Origin of the sequence: Pseudonocardia oceani (genome assembly GCF_019263585.2) — a bacterium.
Lineage (GTDB): Bacteria > Actinomycetota > Actinomycetes > Mycobacteriales > Pseudonocardiaceae > Pseudonocardia > Pseudonocardia oceani.
Window position 1 is genome coordinate 2871684 of record NZ_JADQDF010000001.1, and the last position, 15348, is coordinate 2887031.

Consider the following 15348-nt stretch of genomic DNA (forward strand, 5'->3'; position numbering starts at 1 on the left):
CCCCGACGGGTCAGCGGCCACCGAAGGCGTGCCGCGCGAGGGCGCGCATCCCGTCGCGCTGGCCGCTGCGCACGGCCACCGGCAGCTGGACCAGCGCGTTGAGCCGCGACGACGTGTGCCGGCGCGCCGCCCGCGCCGCCCGCGGCCAGCCCCGGGCCGCCATCCGGTCGGCGGAGTCGAGGAAGAAGCCGCGCTCCTCGGCGAAGCGGCGACCGTCGACGGCGTGCGCCGAGGAGACCGACCCGCCGTGGCGGCGGTAGCGGAAGCACGTCGTGGGCTCGACCAGCAGCGACTCGCCGGCCAGCACCAGGTCGAGCACCAGCGCGAGGTCCTGCACCACCGACAGGCCGTCGCGGAAGCCGGTGCGCTGCAACGGCCCCGCCTTCCAGCAGATCGACGGGAAGTACAGCCAGTTGCCGCGCAGCAGGCTCGCCGCGAGCTCCTCGCCGGCGAGCACCGTCGGCGCGGAGACCCGCGGGGCGTACACCCAGCGCTTGGAGACGTCGACGAGCGTGCGCGTCGGCACGCCGTCGCCGTCGACGACCTCGACCCCCGGCTGCACCATGGCGACGCCGGGGTGCGCGGCGTGGGCGCGGCGGACGGTGCCGACGTGGTTCGGCAGCATCAGGTCGTCCATGCCGATGACCACGGCCAGCTCGTGCTCGACGAGGTCGACGCAGCGCTGGAAGTTGCGGTTGATCCCCAGGTTCCGCTCGTTGCGCAGGTAGCGGACGCGGGGCTCGTCGAGGCTCTCGCACCATGCGGCGAGCCCCTGGTCGGGTAGGTCGCCCGAGTCGTCGACGACCGTGAGCCGCCACTGCGGGTCGTCCTGGGCCAGCACACTGCGCACGGTGTCCTGCACGAGGTCGAGCCGCCCGTAGTGGGGCAGCATGACGTCGACGATCACCGCTCGACGGTCGGCAGCGCGCTGCCGTCCCCCGTGGAGACGACCGGCTCCGGCACGATCCCCCGCTCGCGGTTGACCAGCTCCGCCTCACGGATGGCGACAGTGCGCGCGAGCTCGGTGTAGCGCCGGTCGACTACCCGGAAGCGCTGGTAGAAGCTGAACATGCCGGCCATGAACGCGACGACCAGCGCGTACAGCACGAGGTCGGTGCCGCGGCCGACCCCGACCGCCTGCGCTATCACGGAGAGATCGTTCGGCCGCATCACCGCGTAGATGTTCGCGATGGCGAACAGCACGAGCGCGATGCGCTTGCTGGCCTGCACGTAGACCGCGCCGCTGCTGCGCACGAACAAAACCAGGAGGCCGAGCACGGCCAGGATCAGGAGGATCTGGATCAGCACGGCTCAGCCTCCCCGCTGGCGGACCGACAGGTCGAACAGGATGTTGACGCCGTTGAGCAGCGACTGGCCCTTGCTGCGCGAGTACTCGGTGTAGCGGATCGACACCGGCACCTCGCGCACCCGCCAGGAGGACCGCCCGAGGTAGGACACGATCTCCGACGCGTGCGCCATGCCGTTCATCGTGATCTGCAGGTCGTCGGCGACGGGGCGCGTGAGCACGCGCAGCCCGTTGTGGGCGTCGGTGAGCTTGAGCTTGCGGCCCGCCGGGCTGAGCAGCACCGCGGTGCGCAGCACGATCCGCTTGAGCAGCGGCACGGAGTCGGCGTTCTCGGCGAACCGGGTACCGAGCACCACGTCGGCGTCGCCGGAGCGGGCGACCTCGACCATCCGCTGGGCGTCCTCCAGGCGGTGCTGACCGTCGGCGTCGAACATGACGAAGTACCGCGCGCCGGGCTGGGCCTTGGCGTAGGTGAGCCCGGTCTGCAGTGCGGCCCCCTGACCGAGGTTGACCGGGTGCCGCACCAGGTGGGCGCCGGTGCGCAGCACCGCCTCGACGGACCCGTCACGGCTGCCGTCGTCGATGCACACGACGTTCGGGAACACCGCGAGGGTCTGGCGGACGACCTGCTCCAGGACCTGGGCCTCGTTGAAGACCGGGACCACGACCCAGACGTCGTCGTTGCTCGGACCGGGGTCGGTCACGTCCAGCTCCTCCCGCTGCCTGCGGCCGTCAACCTACCCGCGGCACCCCGGCGTCCACGCCCGGGTGGCCCGCGCGCAGCGCGCGCAGCACCCCACCTGCCAGTACGGCGACGACGACCGCAGGGCCCACCAGCTGCGCGACGAGCGCCGCGGTGACGGGGGCGACGGGCAGCACCAGCAGCGCCAGGAAGACCACGGTGCCGGCGATCCAGGCGACCGTGACGACCTGCTGGCGCCCCAGCGCGACCAACGTCGGCTGCACCACCATCGCGACCAGCATCAGCATCGTCGCCGCCCCGAGCAGCACGAGCACGGTGACCGAGGGCCGCTCGGCGGTGTTGAACAGCACCTGCGCCGCCCACGGGCCGAGCACGGCGCACCCGACGACCCCGACCGCGCCGACCCCCAGCACCAGCCCGACGACCTGCTTGAGCCGCCGCTCCAGCTCGGCCCGCTGCCCCAGGGTGGCCGCGCGGGTGAGCTTGGGCAGCAGGACCGCCTGGACGGGCGCGAACAGGAACAGCGGGATCCGCGCCAGCACGAACGTGGAGCCGAACACCGTCGCGGCGACCAGGTCGTCGGGCGAGCGGTAGGTGACGACGACCGGCGCCAGGTTCGCCACGAGCTGGCTCAGCGCCACCGCGACCATCAGGTACGCCAGGGAACGGCCCATCCGCTCGGGCACCGGGCCGGTCGCGCGCGGCAGCCGGACCGTCCCGGCCACGCTCAGCGCGGCGAGCGCCGAGCCGAGCGCGAACGCCATCCCGTAGGCCGCGGGCTCCGCGACCGCCAGGGCGACCAGCCCCAGGCCGGGCAGCAGCCGCACGGCCCCCTCGACGTAGAGCGTGCGGGCGTAGGCGGTGAAGCGCTGCTGCCCGCCGAGCACGCCCCGGGCCCAGTAGACGGCGGCCGACCCGGCTATCGCCACGAGCAGCGCGAGGAGCAGGCCGACGCGCTCGTCGAACACGCGGTGCAGCACCAGCGGCCAGGCGACCAGGACCGCCACGACGAGCAGCGCCAGCGACTGCACGGCGAACCCGGCTGCACGGCGGGCGACCGGCCGCACCGGCTCGCCGCGGGCGACGGCGGCGCTCACCGCGCGGCTGGTCTCCTGCTCCAGCGCGGCGAAGATCCCCGGTCCGACGATGTTCACGACCAGGTAGAGCGAGATCAGCGCGCTCAGCGCCCCGGCCTCGGCCGGCCGCTCGAAGACGTGGCCGACCACCGCGACGAACGCGTAGCCGGCCACACCGAGGACCCCGAGTCCCAGGGCCAGGTGCAGCGCGGTGCCCATCCGTCCGCTGCGCGTCACCCGGTCCACGGTAGTGCGCACCAGCGCGGGGTCAGATCCGGGCGAGCGTCACGAACTCGTTGTAGGGGAACACCCTGCCCGCGGGGCGCGGGAACGGGAACGAGTACTGGCGGTCGACCGTCAGCCCGACGGCCGTGCACAGGGTCGCGACCTCGGGGAACCCGCAGAACCGCACGTGGGTGGCGTCGGTGGTGTAGCCCTTCTCCTGCGGCGTGATCAGCACGACCTTGCCGCCGGGCCGGACGAACGGCAGGTAGGTGCGCAGGAGGCCGAGTGCGTCGTCCTCGGTCATGTGCTCCACGACGTGGGCCAGGAGCAGGCTGTCGAACGCGCCGGGGCGGGCGTGCGGGCTCGCCGTGAAGCCGTCGGGCGTGTAGGCCTCGTACCCGCGCTCCACCGCCAGCGCCACCGACGACGTGTTGTGGTCGACGCCCACGCCGTTGCCGTCGAGGTGGGCGAGGTTGCGGCCCAGGCCGCAGCCGACGTCGAGGGTGCGGCCCAGCGCCAGGAGGCGGATGTTCCAGCGGTAGGGCGCCTGCACGTCGAGGCGCTGCTTCCACCCCGCGCTCTCCATCGTGGCCAGGCGCTCGGTGTAGTCGGGCGCATCGGTCCCCGGACGGGGTTCGGGTGCGGTCACCCGGCCAGTGTGCCGCCCACCACGCGACGCGGCCGCACCGGACCCCTGCGAGACTCGCCGTCGTGAAGATGGTGGAGACGTCGATCCCCGGGCTGCTGCACGTCGAGCTCGACCTGCACTCCGACGAGCGCGGCTGGTTCAAGGAGTCCTACCAGCGCGCGAAGCTGGAGGCCGTGGGCTTCCCGGCGTTCGAGCCGGTGCAGAGCAATGTGTCCTTCAACGCCGACGTGGGCGTCACCCGCGGGATCCACGCCGAACCGTGGGACAAGTACATCTCGCTCGCCAACGGCCGGGCGTTCGCGGCGATCGTCGACCTGCGGCCCGGCGAGCACCACGGCCGCGTCGAGACCTTCGACATGGACCCGGGCAACGCGCTGTTCGTCCCCCGCGGCTGCGGCAACAGCTACCAGACGCTCACCCCGGACGTCATCTACACCTACCTCGTCAACGAGCACTGGTCACCGGACGCGCAGTACACGCTGATCCAGGCGTTCGACCCGGCGCTGGGCGTCGACTGGCCGATCGGGCCCGAGGACGCGATCCGCTCGGAGAAGGACCGCAACCACCCGCGGCTCGCCGACCTGGTCACGGGGGTGCGCTGACGTGCGGGCGCTCGTCCTCGGAGCCGGCGGCCAGGTCGGCCGCGCCCTCACCGCCGCGCTGCCCGACGCGGTCGGGCTCACGCGCGCGCAGTGCGACATCGCCGACCCCACCGGCGTCGACTGGGCCGCGTTCGACGTGGTCGTCAACGCCGCCGCGTACACGAAGGTCGACGCCGCGGAGACCCCCCAGGGGCGCGTCGACGCCTGGCGGGCCAACGCGGGCGGGCCGGCCGCCCTGGCCGCGCGGGCCCGGGAGCACGGCACCACGCTGGTGCACCTGTCGAGCGAGTACGTCTTCGACGGCAGCCACGACGGCCCCATCCCGGAGAGCGCCCCGGTCGCGCCCCTGGGCGCCTACGGCGCCTCCAAGGCGGCGGGCGACGTCGCCGTCGTCGCGGGCGTGGACCGGCACTACCTCGTCCGCCCGACCTGGGTGGTCGGCGACGGCACCAACTTCGTACGCACGATGCTCGGCCTCGCGGGCCGCGGGATCGAGCCGACGGTGGTGGCGGACCAGGTCGGACGCCCGACGTTCGCCGTCGACATCGCCGCCGCGATCGTGCACCTCGTGACGACCGGCGCGGCCTTCGGCACCTACCACCTCACCGGCGGCGGCGAGCCGGCCTCGTGGGCCGACGTCGCCCGCGAGACCTACGCACTCGCCGGCCGTTCGGAGCTGCGGGTCACCGGCACGAGCACGGCCGAGTACTTCGCCGACAAGCCCGGGGCGGCCCCGCGCCCGCTCAACAGCGTGCTCGACCTGGGCCGCATCGAGGCGGCCGGCGTGGTCGCGCCCGACTGGCGGCGGCGGCTGGCGGAGTACGTCAGCGCGTCCTGAGCGGCTCCCACCAGGTGCGGTTGTCGGTGTACCAAGCCACCGTGTCGGCGAGGCCCTGATCGAAGGGGACCTGCGGGGCGTAGCCGAGCTCGTCGCCGATCTTCGACCAGTCGACGCTGTAGCGGCGGTCGTGGCCCTTGCGGTCGGCCACCTGCTCGATCATCGAGTCGTCGGCCCCAACCGCGGCCACCAGCCGGTGCGTCAGCTCGCGGTTGGTCAGCTCGGTGCCGCCGCCGATGTTGTAGACCTCGCCGTCGCGGCCCTTCTCGGCGACGAGCTGGATGCCGCGGCAGTGGTCGTCGACGTGCAGCCAGTCGCGCACGTTGAGGCCGTCGCCGTAGAGCGGCACCTTCTTCCCGTCGAGCAGGTTGCTCACGAACAGCGGGATGACCTTCTCCGGGAACTGGTGCGGCCCGTAGTTGTTCGAGCACCGCGTGATGCAGACCGGCAGGCCGTGGGTGCGGTGGTAGGAGCGGGCCAGCAGGTCCGAGGACGCCTTCGACGCCGAGTACGGCGAGTTCGGCTCCAGCGGGTGCGTCTCCGGCCACGAGCCCTCGTCGATCGAGCCGTAGACCTCGTCGGTGGAGACGTGCACGAACCGGCCCACCTCCGCGTCCAGCGCGGCCTGCAGCAGCACCTGCGTGCCGACGACGTTGGTGGAGACGAAGTCGGCCGCGCCGGTGATCGAGCGGTCGACGTGCGACTCCGCCGCGAAGTGCACCACCACGTCGGTGCCGGCCATCACGTCGGCGACGGCGGCGGCGTCGCGGATGTCGCCGTGGACGAACCGCATCCGGTCGTCGGACTCGGGGAGGTTGGTGAGGGTGCCGGCGTAGGTGAGCAGGTCGAGTACCACCACCTCGGCGCCGGCGAACGCCGGGTAGGCGCCGCCCAGGAGCGACCGCACGTAGTGCGATCCGATGAACCCGGCACCGCCGGTGACGAGGACCCGCATGCTCATGCCTTCCGGTGTGCGTCGGCCACGGCCATGACGTACTCGCCGTAGCCCGACTTGCCCTGCGCCGCGCCCAGGGCGTAGCAGGCGTCGGCGTCGATCCAGCCGCGCTCGAGCGCGATCTCCTCCAGGCAGGCGATCCGCACGCCCTGCCGGTGCTCGAGCACCTGCACGTACTGCCCGGCCTCGAGCAGCGAGTCGTGGGTGCCGGTGTCGAGCCAGGCGAACCCGCGGCCGAGGTCGACGAGCCGGGCCGCGTCCTTGTCGAGGTAGGCGCGGTTGACGTCGGTGATCTCCAGCTCGCCGCGCGCCGAGGGCGTCAGGCCGCGGGCGACGTCGACCACGCGGTCGTCGTAGAGGTAGAGCCCGGTGATCGCGCGGTTGCTCCGCGGCTTCTCGGGCTTCTCCTCGATGTCGGTCAGCCGGCCGTCGGCGTCGGCGACGCCCACGCCGTAGCGCTCGGGGTCGCGCACCGGGTAGCCGAACAGGACCGCGCCGTCGTCACCGCGCTCGACGTCGGCGATGCAGGCGCGCAGGGTGTCGGCGAACCCGGGCCCGTGGAAGATGTTGTCGCCCAGGACGAGCGCCGTGGCGTCACCGTCGATGTGGTCGGCGCCGATGAGGAACGCCTGCGCGATGCCGTTCGGCTCGGGCTGGGCGGCGTAGGTGATGCGCAGCCCCAGCTCGGCCCCGTCGCCCAGGAGGCGGCGGAACATCGACTGCTCCTCGGGCGTGGTGATCACCAGGATGTCCCGGATCCCGGCCAGCATCAGCACCGAGAGCGGGTAGTAGATCATCGGCTTGTCGTAGACGGGCAGCAGCTGCTTCGACACCGCGCGGGTGATCGGGTGCAGCCGGGTGCCGGCCCCGCCGGCCAGGATGATGCCCTTCACGCGTACACCGCCACGGTCAGCGCGGCCAGCCAGGCCAGCGCGAGCACCTGCAGGACCCGGTCGCCCAGGGCGATCTCCTCGGGCTCACCGCCGTTGCCGTTGTCGACGTCCACCGCGTACCTCAGCACCGCCACCACGAACGGCACGATCGAGATGGCCGACCAGATCGGATTGTTCTGGGTCTCACGGATCTCGAAGGCCCACAGGCTGTAGGTCGTGATGAGGACCGTCGCCGACAGGCCCCACACGAACCGCAGGTAGGACGCCGAGTAGCTCTCCAGCGACTTGCGGATCTTCGCTCCGGTGCGCTCGGCCAGCATCATCTCGGCGTAGCGCTTGCCGGCGACCATGAACAGCGAGCCGAAGCCCGCGACGAGCAGGAACCACTGCGACAGGCCGATGGAGGTGGCCGCGCCGCCGGCGATCGCGCGGAGCAGGAAGCCGGACGCGACGATGCAGATGTCGAGGACCGGCTGGTGCTTGAGCCAGAAGCAGTACGCCAGCTGCACGACCACGTACACGGCCAGCACGATCACCAGCTGCACGCTCGCGACCAGCGAGACCGCGACGGCGGCCAGCAGCAGGACGACCGCCACCGCGACCGCGAGGCGCGGCGGGACGATCCCGGCGGCGATCGGGCGGTGGCGCTTGGTGGGGTGGGCGCGGTCGGCCTCCACGTCCTTCGCGTCGTTGACCAGGTAGATACCGGAGGCGGCCAGCGAGAACGCCACGAAGGCGACGGCGAGCTGCAGCCCGATGCCGGGCCGGAGCAGGTCGCCCGCCGCGAACGGGGCGGCGAGCACGAGCACGTTCTTGACCCACTGCCGCGGGCGCATCGTCTTCAGCACCCCGCGCGCCACGGCCACCGGCGTGCGCTGCGGAACCACGTCCGTGGGCGGCGTGTCGGTGCTGGTCATCGGGATCTCCTCCGGGTCGCGCGGCGGGCTCCCGCGGCCACGGCGGCGCCGAGCAGGGAGCCGGCGACGACGTCGCTGGGGTAGTGGACGCCGAGCACGAGCCGCGACAGCGCCATCGGCGGCACCAGCACCGCGACCAGGGGCCGCCCGACGAGCGCGCCGAACAGGACGGCCGCGGCCGTGGTCGACGTGGCGTGCGCGGACGGGAAGCTGAGCTTCGACGGGACCCCCACCCGGATCTCGACGGTCGGGTCGTCGGGCCGGGGGCGGCGCACCACGCGCTTGACCCCGATCGACGCGCCGTGGGCGAAGGCGACGCCGGCGGTGGCGACGAGCCACTCGCGCCGACGCGCGGGGTCGAGCAGGGCACCAACGGTGCCGAGCGCGAGCCAGCCGGCGGCGTGCTCGCCGAACAGCGACATCCCCCGGGCCACGCGCACCACGGCCGGCGGGCCGACGGTGCGCTGCACGGCGCTCAGCGCGCGCACCTCGAGGGCGCGGACATCGGGCTGGGCCACGACGGGGCCTCCAGGGGTGCCGGCGGGGGCGGACCACCGGCCGATCGGGGTTGCTCGGGCGTCGGCGATCCTACGCGGGCCCCTCAGAACCACCGTTCGAGCACCAGCGCCAGGCCGTCCTCGCCGTTGGTCGCCGTGATCTCGTCGGCCACGTCGTGCAGGACGGGATGGGCGTTGCCCATCGCCACGCCGTGCCCGGCCCAGCGCAGCATCTCCAGGTCGTTGGGCATGTCGCCGAACGCGATGACGTCGGCGACGTCGACGCCGAGCCGCCCGGCGACCTCGGCGAGCCCCGTGGCCTTGGTGACGCCCGGCGGGGAGATCTCGACCAGGCCCGCGGGGTGGGAGAACGTGAGGTCGCCGACGTGGCCGACGACGGGCGCCAGAGCCGCGACCATCGCCTCGCTGCGCAGCTCCGAGCACCGCACCAGCATCTTGACGGCCGGCGCGGTGAGCAGGTCGGAGCGCTCGGTGATCGCGTTGTCGGAGTCGGGCCAGGCGTGGCGGTAGGCGGGCTCGGCGACGAACGCCTCCCCGTCGTGCGCGCTGGTGCCGACCCGCTCCACCGCCAGTCCGCTCGTGGGCAGCACGTCGGCCACGGCCTGCGCGATCTCGGCCAGCGCGGCGGGCTCCAGGGTCTGCGACCACAGCACGCGGTCCTCGACGGCGTCGTAGAGCACGCTGCCGTTGGCGCACACCGCGAGCCGCCCGACCCCGACGGCCGCGACGACCGGCGGGATCCAGCGAGGGGGCCGCCCGGTGACCAGCACGAACCCGACACCCGCCGCGACCGCCCGCCCGATCACCGCGGCGGCGCGCGGCGTGACCCGGTCGTGGGGGTCGAGCAGCGTGCCGTCGACGTCGGACGCGACCAGTCGGGGAGCCTGCACCCCTCCACACTACGGAGTGGGTGCGGGCTCCGCGTCCAGGCGCACGGGCATGAGCAGCGAGAACGCGTCGGCCGAGCGCAGGGCCACCGGCGCGAGCGGGCCGTCGAGCTCGAGGCGCAGCGGCCCGGCTCCCCCGGCGTCGACGGCCTCCAGCAGGAACTCCGCGTTCACCCCGACCCCCTCGTGCCCGGCGCCGACCACCAGCCGGCCCGCGCCGTCGACGGCCAGCACCGTGACCTCGGCCCCCGCGACGCGGCGCGTGCCGCCCGCCGCGACCGCGGCCCGCAGCTCGGCGGCCTCCACCGCGACCCCGTGGTCCGACGGGGCGGGCAGCAGGCGCCGGTGGTCCGGGAACGCGCCCTCGACCAGCGGGTGCGCGGTGCCGCCGACCGTCACCGAGTCGTCGTCGACGCGCAGGACGCCGTCGCCCGCGGGCAGGTCCGGCGGCACGACGACCGAGCGCGCCGGCCCGTCGAGCGCCAGCACGGGCACCGTGGCGACGGCCAGGCGGTAGCGGTCGGTGGCGACGACGGTCAGCACGTCGGGCCCGACGTCGAGCAGCACGCCGTGCAGCACCGGGAACCCCGGGTCGGAGCCGACGGCGAACCGGACGGTGCGCAGCGCGGCGGCGAGGGCGGTGGCGTCGACGGTGACGGTGGTGGGGGTCATGGGGTTCTCCTCCGGGGCGAGCAGGTCGCGGACGGTGGAGAGCTCGCGGCGCGCGGCGGCCACGCCCTGCTCGAGCCGGTGCAGGTGCCCGGCCAGCAGGGCGTCGACGGCGTCCGGGTCGTGGCGGTGCGCGAGCACCTCCCGGATGCCGGCGAGCGGCATCCCGACCCGGCGCAGCGACGCCACGAGGCGGGCGACGACCAACTGCTCGGGGGCGTAGCTCCGGTAGCCACTGCGCGGGTCGACGTACGCGGGCCCGAGCACCCCGGCGCCGTCGTAGAAGCGCAGCGCGCTCACCGTCAGCCCCGACGCCCGGGCCATCGCCCCGATCCCCCGCCAGCTCTCCACGGCTCCGAACCTCCCGCCTCGACCAGGTCGAGGGTCAAGCGTCCCGGACCCCCCGGCGCTCAGACCCGGACGACCCGCAACCCGGCGATCCCCTCGATCGCGGCGAAGTCGTCGTCCTGGGTGACGACGGGCAGATCGCGCGACGCCGCGCTGGCGGCGATCCACAGGTCGTTGACGTTGACCCGACGGCCGGAGCCGGCGAGCTCGACGCGCATCCGGGCCCACGTGTGGGCCGCCGCCTCGTCGATGCCGATCAGCTCCACGTCCCCTACCGCGTCGAGGGTGAGCATCCGGCGCGCTCGCGTCGCCACGTCCGCCGCCGCCAGGACCCCGGCCTGCAGCTCGGCGAGGGTCACGACCGACACCGCCGACTCCTCCGGCAGCAGGTCGGCCCGCAGCGGGCGCCCGCTCTCCGCCGCGATGAAGACGCTGGTGTCGAGCAGACCCCTCACCGGATCGGTCCGAGATCGTCGGTGGTGTCGCCGGCCAGGCGCGCGAGGTCGTCACGGAGCCCCGGGTCGGCCTGGGCGCGCTGCAACCGCGCGACGAGTTCGGCCCGGCCGATCCACGCGCGACGGGCCCGCTGGACCGGCACGAGCTCGGCCACCGCGCGTCCGTTCACGGTGACGGTCACGCGCTCCCCGTCCTGGACCCGCCGCAGGACGCCCGCGGTGTCGTTGCGCAGCTCGCGACTGGGAACCTCGGACATGGCTACGACCGTAGCACCGGCGTAGGCCAGCAGCGCCCTCCGCGCGCGCTCAGATGATCGCGAAGGCCACCACGAGGCCCAGCGCGAGGTGCGCGGCGGCGATGAGGAAGCTCTGCGGCAGGACGCGGTCGGCGGCCAGGACGCCGCCGATGTCGATGCCCATGACCCACTCCACCAGCCGCACGGCGCCGACCTGGGCCAGGATCCCGATGACGCCGAAGATCGCGGTCTGGATCAGGCCCTCGGTGAGGAAGCCCGACGAGGTGTAGATCGCGGTGACGACGATCAGAGCCATGCTGATCATGCCCGCGGCGGTGATGACGACGGCGTTGGGCAGGCCCTCACGGACCATGACGTTGAGCTTGCCCGGGGTCGTGAGGTCGACGGCGTAGAAGCCGAGCAGCATGAGGATCACGCCGAGCACCGCGTAGAGCAGGATGGCGCCGATACCGACGCCGATCACCGAGAAGAAGCCCGGGTTGATCATCTGGGGAGCCTTTCGTGGTTCCTACGGGGGTGGTTCAGACGGGGATGCGGTGGGGGACGAACGCCGCGCCGTCGTCGGTCACCAGCCCGACGGTCTCGCGGATGCCGAGGCCGGCCGCCGTGTCGCCGACGACCCAGGCGCCCAGCGCGGGCCGGAACCCGTCGAACTCGGGGAGCGGCGCGAAGAGCTGGTAGACGTAGCCCTCCTCGCCGTAGACGCCGCCCGTCTCGTGCTCGTGGCCGGGGGCGACGATCGAGATGTTGGCGCCCTCGCGGCCCAGCCGGGGCTTGCGGACGTACTCGGTGAGCAGCCCGGGCTGGTCGAGGTAGGCGGGCAGCAGGTTGGGGTGGCCGGGGTACATCTCCCACAGCACCGCGAGCAGCGCCTTGTTCGACAGCACCGTCTTCCACAGGGGCTCGACCCACAGCGTCTCGGGGAGGCTGCGCAGCACGTGCTTGCCGAAGTCGTCGGTGACGACCCACTCCCACGGGTAGAGCTTGAAGACCGCCGCCATCGGCGACTCCTCGAGGTCGACGAAGCGGTCGAGCACCGCGTCCCAGCCGATGTCCTCGATCGCCAGCCCGACGGTGTTGAGGCCCGCCTCGGCCGCGGTCTCCTGCAGGTAGCCGACGGTGACGTGGTCCTCGCCGCTGGCGTCGGCGCCGGACCAGGTGAAGTGGATCTCGTCACCGGGCAGCCGGGCCTTCAGCTCCCCCCAGCGCTCGACGAGCTTCTCGTGCAGCGAGTTCCACTGGTCGTCGCCGGGATGGGCGTCCTTGAGCCAGTACCACTGCAGCAGGCTCGCCTCGAGCAACGTGGTGGGGGTGTCGGCGTTGTACTCCAGCAGCTGCGCCGGGCCGGAGCCGTCGTAGCGCAGGTCGAAACGGCCGTAGACGTGCGGGTCGCTGCGTCGCCACGACGCCGCCACGCCCTCCCACGCGTACTCGGGGATCGCGAAGTCGCGGAACCGCTCGGTGGTGACGACGTGGTCGACGGCCTCCAGGCACATCGAGTGCAGCACCTCGACGTCGGCCTCCAGGGACAGGATCTCGTCCATCGAGAACGTGTAGTGCACCGACTCGTCCCAGTACGGGCGCGCGGCACCGCCCTGGCCGCGGCCGGGGGCGCCGAAGACCATGCCCTGCTCGCGGACGGTCCGCTCCCACCCGTCCCGCGGGGCGCTGCGGTGGCGCTGCACGTCAGGAGCCGCTCGAGGATCCGCCGCCGGACACGCCCAGCCCGCCGCGCGAGACGCCGCTGCTCGACGCGCGCGGGGAGATGTCGCGGCCCGACGACGTGGTGACGCGGGTGCCGCCGCTGGGCACCGAGGTCGTGCCGCCGGACACGCGCTGCCCGACGGTGCCGGAGCCGCCGTAGTTGTAGTGGTACTGCCGGCCCCCGCCGCCGATGAAGATCGGGTAGAAGCCGCCGCCGTGGTAGCCGTCGTTCGCGACCGGCGTGACGCAGTTGGAGTCGTCGACGATCTCGTTGGTCTCCTCGTCGACGCACTGCGCCTGGATCTCCTCCTCCGGCCGCGCCGCCGCGTACCCGACGGCGATCAGCGCGACGACGCCCACGGTGACGCCGGCGCCGACGAGGATCCGGCTGCGCTTCTTCTTCCCGCGCGCCTCGTCCTCGGCGGCCTGCCGCTCGGCGGCCTCCCGGCGGCGCTCCGCCTGCTCGCGGGCCCGCCGCTCGGCGAGCGTGGGTTCGCGCGGGGTCGTCGATCCGTCCTGGAACCGCATGCTCCCCGGTTCCGGACGCTCCTCGTCGTCGCGCATGGCCGCCCCCTCACAGATCCGTTCGCGCGCGCACGGTACCCGGACCGGCGGCCCGCACGAACACGGACGTTCGCAGCACGGCGACGACCGATGGTCGCGCCACGCCGACCGCGACGGTGAGTGACGGCGGAGGTCACGGCATGATGACGGTCGTCATGGAACGAACCCTCACCGCTCCCCGGTCCGCACGTGACGACGACGCTCCCCCGCGCCCCCCGTCGTCCGCTGCCGCTCCGGGTGGACGTGCATCCAGCCCCGACGTGCACCCCGTGCGCCGTGTCGTCACCGGTGTCGTGGTCGGTGCCCTGCTGATGCTGGGCACCGCCTCGCTCGACACCTTCACCGACGCCGAGGTGCCGGTGCTGGGGTCGTTCGCCGCGGTCGCCGCCCCGCCCGAGGAGCCCGAGGTCGTGGAGGTGCCGGCCCCGCCGGCCACCCCCGGCACGTGCCTGACCTGGAGCCGCGCCGACGCGGCCGACACCGCGCTGGTCGACTGCGCGCAGCCGCACCTGTTCGAGCAGGCCGGCACCGTCGTGCTCGCCGACCAGGTCGCACTGCCCGACGACTCGACGTGGCGCCAGCTCGTCGACGAGCGCTGCGGGCCCGTCGTCATGTCCTACCTGAGCGACGTGTTCGACCCCGACGGCCGCTACCGCGTCGGCGCGCTCAAGCCGTCGGCGTCGAAGTGGGAACAGGGCGACCGCGAGCTGCGCTGCGGCCTGCAGAGCGCCTCGCGCTCCGGGGCGCTGTACCCGATGACCGGCCGCGTCGCCGAGGGTGACCAGGCCGCCGTCCAGGAGCCGGGCGTCTGCCTGGCGATCGACGGTCCCCGCGTCGGCGACCCGGTGGCCTGCAGCGGCCCGCACGCGCTGGAGACCGTCGGCATCGTCGACATGGCGGCCGACTTCCCGAACGGCTACCCGGCCGTCGCCGACCAGGACGCCTACCTGCAGCCCAAGTGCAACGAGATCGCGGCGGCCTACGCGGGCGGCCCGACCGTCGTCACCGATAAGGGGCTCACGGTCTACTGGAACAACATCAGCGAGGAGTCGTGGGCCGCGGGCACCTACCGCGCCAACTGCAACGTGGCGGCCCTGCTGCCCGACCGCAGCGGCTTCGCCCCGGTCACCGGCCCGGTCACCGGCGACGTCGTGATCGGCGACCAGCTCGCCCCGCCCGCCGAGAACACGCCCGACGCGGGTATCCCGGCACCGCCGACCACCACCCCCGCCGCCCCGACGACGGCCCCGCCCGCCGACGGCACCGGCGCCCCGCCCCCGTCGCCCGCGCCCACGGAGGGCGCGCCGCCGGCCGGGGAGGCCCCGCCCGCCGAGGTCCCGGTGGAGATCCCGGTGCCCCTCGAGGGCACGTGACCGGACTCCCTGCGTAGTGCTCGAGATGACCCGCCGGCGGTTCGAGGAGCTGGTCGCCGACGCGCTCGACACCATCCCGCCCGAGCTGACCGCGGCGATGGACAACGTCGTGGTGCTCGTGGAGGACCGCAACGCCGAGGACCCGGAGCTGCTCGGGCTCTACGAGGGCATCGCGCTCACCGAGCGGACCTCGTCCTACGGCGGGTACCTGCCCGACCGGATCTCGATCTACCAGGACGCGATCCTCGACGTCTGCTCCGACGCCGACGAGGTCGTGCACGAGGTGGCGGTCACGGTGGTGCACGAGGTGGCCCACCACTTCGGCATCGACGAGGACACGCTGCACCGGCTGGGCTGGGGCTGAGGGAACCCCCGCGAGTCGGGGTCCGGTGGCGACCGTGTCGGGGTG

The 15348-nt window shown here is 73.6% G+C and carries 20 protein-coding genes; 4 read left to right on the forward strand and 16 right to left on the reverse strand.

All coding sequences use genetic code 11. The annotated features are described in order from the left end of the window. Window positions 1-10: 10 nt before the first annotated feature. The 5 genes from I4I82_RS14340 to I4I82_RS14360 are packed head-to-tail and all read right to left on the reverse strand — an operon-like array spanning window position 11 to window position 3959. On the reverse strand, window positions 11-907 hold the full coding sequence (locus tag I4I82_RS14340) for a glycosyltransferase family 2 protein (RefSeq protein ID WP_218591250.1): 897 nt from the start codon (window positions 905-907) through the stop codon (window positions 11-13). Next, window positions 904-1308, reverse strand: coding sequence for a DUF2304 domain-containing protein (locus I4I82_RS14345; RefSeq protein ID WP_218591249.1), 405 nt, complete (start codon window positions 1306-1308; stop codon window positions 904-906). Before I4I82_RS14345 ends, I4I82_RS14340 begins: the two co-directional genes overlap by 4 nt. Before the next feature lie 3 nt (window positions 1309-1311). Beyond that, the gene (locus I4I82_RS14350) at window positions 1312-2010 is read right to left on the reverse strand and encodes a glycosyltransferase family 2 protein (RefSeq protein ID WP_218591248.1); all 699 of its coding nucleotides are present in this window, start codon (window positions 2008-2010) and stop codon (window positions 1312-1314) included. A 28-nt stretch (window positions 2011-2038) separates the two neighbouring features. Beyond that, on the reverse strand, window positions 2039-3322 hold the full coding sequence (locus I4I82_RS14355; RefSeq protein WP_218591247.1) for a lipopolysaccharide biosynthesis protein: 1284 nt from the start codon (window positions 3320-3322) through the stop codon (window positions 2039-2041). A 31-nt stretch (window positions 3323-3353) separates the two neighbouring features. Next, window positions 3354-3959: a class I SAM-dependent methyltransferase gene (locus I4I82_RS14360; RefSeq protein WP_226370056.1), complete on the reverse strand. Its 606-nt coding sequence runs from the start codon at window positions 3957-3959 to the stop codon at window positions 3354-3356. A 68-nt stretch (window positions 3960-4027) separates the two neighbouring features. Between I4I82_RS14360 and I4I82_RS14365 the strand changes: the two genes are divergently transcribed. Together I4I82_RS14365 and I4I82_RS14370 are read left to right on the forward strand one after the other, a co-directional pair. After that, window positions 4028-4561: a dTDP-4-dehydrorhamnose 3,5-epimerase family protein gene (locus I4I82_RS14365; protein WP_225921575.1), complete on the forward strand. Its 534-nt coding sequence runs from the start codon at window positions 4028-4030 to the stop codon at window positions 4559-4561. Between the two features lies 1 nt (window position 4562). Further along, complete coding sequence (locus I4I82_RS14370; RefSeq protein WP_226370057.1) at window positions 4563-5399, forward strand: SDR family oxidoreductase; 837 nt, start codon at window positions 4563-4565, stop codon at window positions 5397-5399. On the opposite strand, the gene rfbB is transcribed toward I4I82_RS14370, so the two are convergent. The 11 genes from rfbB to I4I82_RS14425 all read right to left on the reverse strand — a co-directional run bounded on the left by rfbB (window position 5386) and on the right by I4I82_RS14425 (window position 13566). Beyond that, the gene (gene rfbB / locus I4I82_RS14375; RefSeq protein ID WP_218591255.1) at window positions 5386-6354 is read right to left on the reverse strand and encodes a dTDP-glucose 4,6-dehydratase; all 969 of its coding nucleotides are present in this window, start codon (window positions 6352-6354) and stop codon (window positions 5386-5388) included. The genes I4I82_RS14370 and rfbB overlap by 14 nt on opposite strands. Before the next feature lie 2 nt (window positions 6355-6356). After that, a complete protein-coding gene (gene rfbA / locus I4I82_RS14380; protein ID WP_218591246.1) occupies window positions 6357-7247 on the reverse strand; it encodes a glucose-1-phosphate thymidylyltransferase RfbA in 891 nt (296 codons plus the stop codon). Continuing rightward, the gene (locus I4I82_RS14385; protein ID WP_218591245.1) at window positions 7244-8164 is read right to left on the reverse strand and encodes a decaprenyl-phosphate phosphoribosyltransferase; all 921 of its coding nucleotides are present in this window, start codon (window positions 8162-8164) and stop codon (window positions 7244-7246) included. The genes rfbA and I4I82_RS14385 overlap by 4 nt, the downstream gene beginning before the upstream one ends. Further along, window positions 8161-8682, reverse strand: coding sequence for a phosphatase PAP2 family protein (locus tag I4I82_RS14390; RefSeq protein WP_372451409.1), 522 nt, complete (start codon window positions 8680-8682; stop codon window positions 8161-8163). The genes I4I82_RS14385 and I4I82_RS14390 overlap by 4 nt, the downstream gene beginning before the upstream one ends. Window positions 8683-8765: 83 nt before the next feature. After that, window positions 8766-9572 (reverse strand): HAD family hydrolase, encoded by an 807-nt coding sequence (locus I4I82_RS14395; protein ID WP_218591244.1) that lies wholly within the window; start codon window positions 9570-9572, stop codon window positions 8766-8768. Window positions 9573-9581: 9 nt separating this feature from the next. Then, window positions 9582-10589 (reverse strand): DNA polymerase III subunit beta family protein, encoded by a 1008-nt coding sequence (locus I4I82_RS14400; protein ID WP_218591243.1) that lies wholly within the window; start codon window positions 10587-10589, stop codon window positions 9582-9584. Between the two features lie 59 nt (window positions 10590-10648). Then, window positions 10649-11041, reverse strand: a complete 393-nt coding sequence (locus tag I4I82_RS14405) for a type II toxin-antitoxin system VapC family toxin (RefSeq protein ID WP_218591242.1) — start codon at window positions 11039-11041, stop codon at window positions 10649-10651. Next, window positions 11038-11298 (reverse strand): type II toxin-antitoxin system Phd/YefM family antitoxin, encoded by a 261-nt coding sequence (locus tag I4I82_RS14410; RefSeq protein ID WP_218591241.1) that lies wholly within the window; start codon window positions 11296-11298, stop codon window positions 11038-11040. The genes I4I82_RS14405 and I4I82_RS14410 overlap by 4 nt, the downstream gene beginning before the upstream one ends. A 49-nt stretch (window positions 11299-11347) precedes the next feature. Then, complete coding sequence (locus I4I82_RS14415; protein WP_218595788.1) at window positions 11348-11785, reverse strand: DUF350 domain-containing protein; 438 nt, start codon at window positions 11783-11785, stop codon at window positions 11348-11350. Window positions 11786-11819: 34 nt separating this feature from the next. Further along, window positions 11820-12983: a glutathionylspermidine synthase family protein gene (locus I4I82_RS14420; RefSeq protein ID WP_218595789.1), complete on the reverse strand. Its 1164-nt coding sequence runs from the start codon at window positions 12981-12983 to the stop codon at window positions 11820-11822. Between the two features lies 1 nt (window position 12984). Beyond that, on the reverse strand, window positions 12985-13566 hold the full coding sequence (locus I4I82_RS14425) for a hypothetical protein (RefSeq protein WP_218594693.1): 582 nt from the start codon (window positions 13564-13566) through the stop codon (window positions 12985-12987). A gap of 269 nt (window positions 13567-13835) precedes the next feature. On the opposite strand from I4I82_RS14425, the gene I4I82_RS14430 reads away from it, so the two are divergent. Together I4I82_RS14430 and I4I82_RS14435 are read left to right on the forward strand one after the other, a co-directional pair. Further along, on the forward strand, window positions 13836-14939 hold the full coding sequence (locus tag I4I82_RS14430; protein WP_218595790.1) for a septum formation family protein: 1104 nt from the start codon (window positions 13836-13838) through the stop codon (window positions 14937-14939). Window positions 14940-14964: 25 nt separating this feature from the next. After that, entirely contained in the window at window positions 14965-15303 is a 339-nt protein-coding gene (locus tag I4I82_RS14435; protein ID WP_218594341.1) for a metallopeptidase family protein, read from the forward strand. Window positions 15304-15348: the final 45 nt, after the last annotated feature.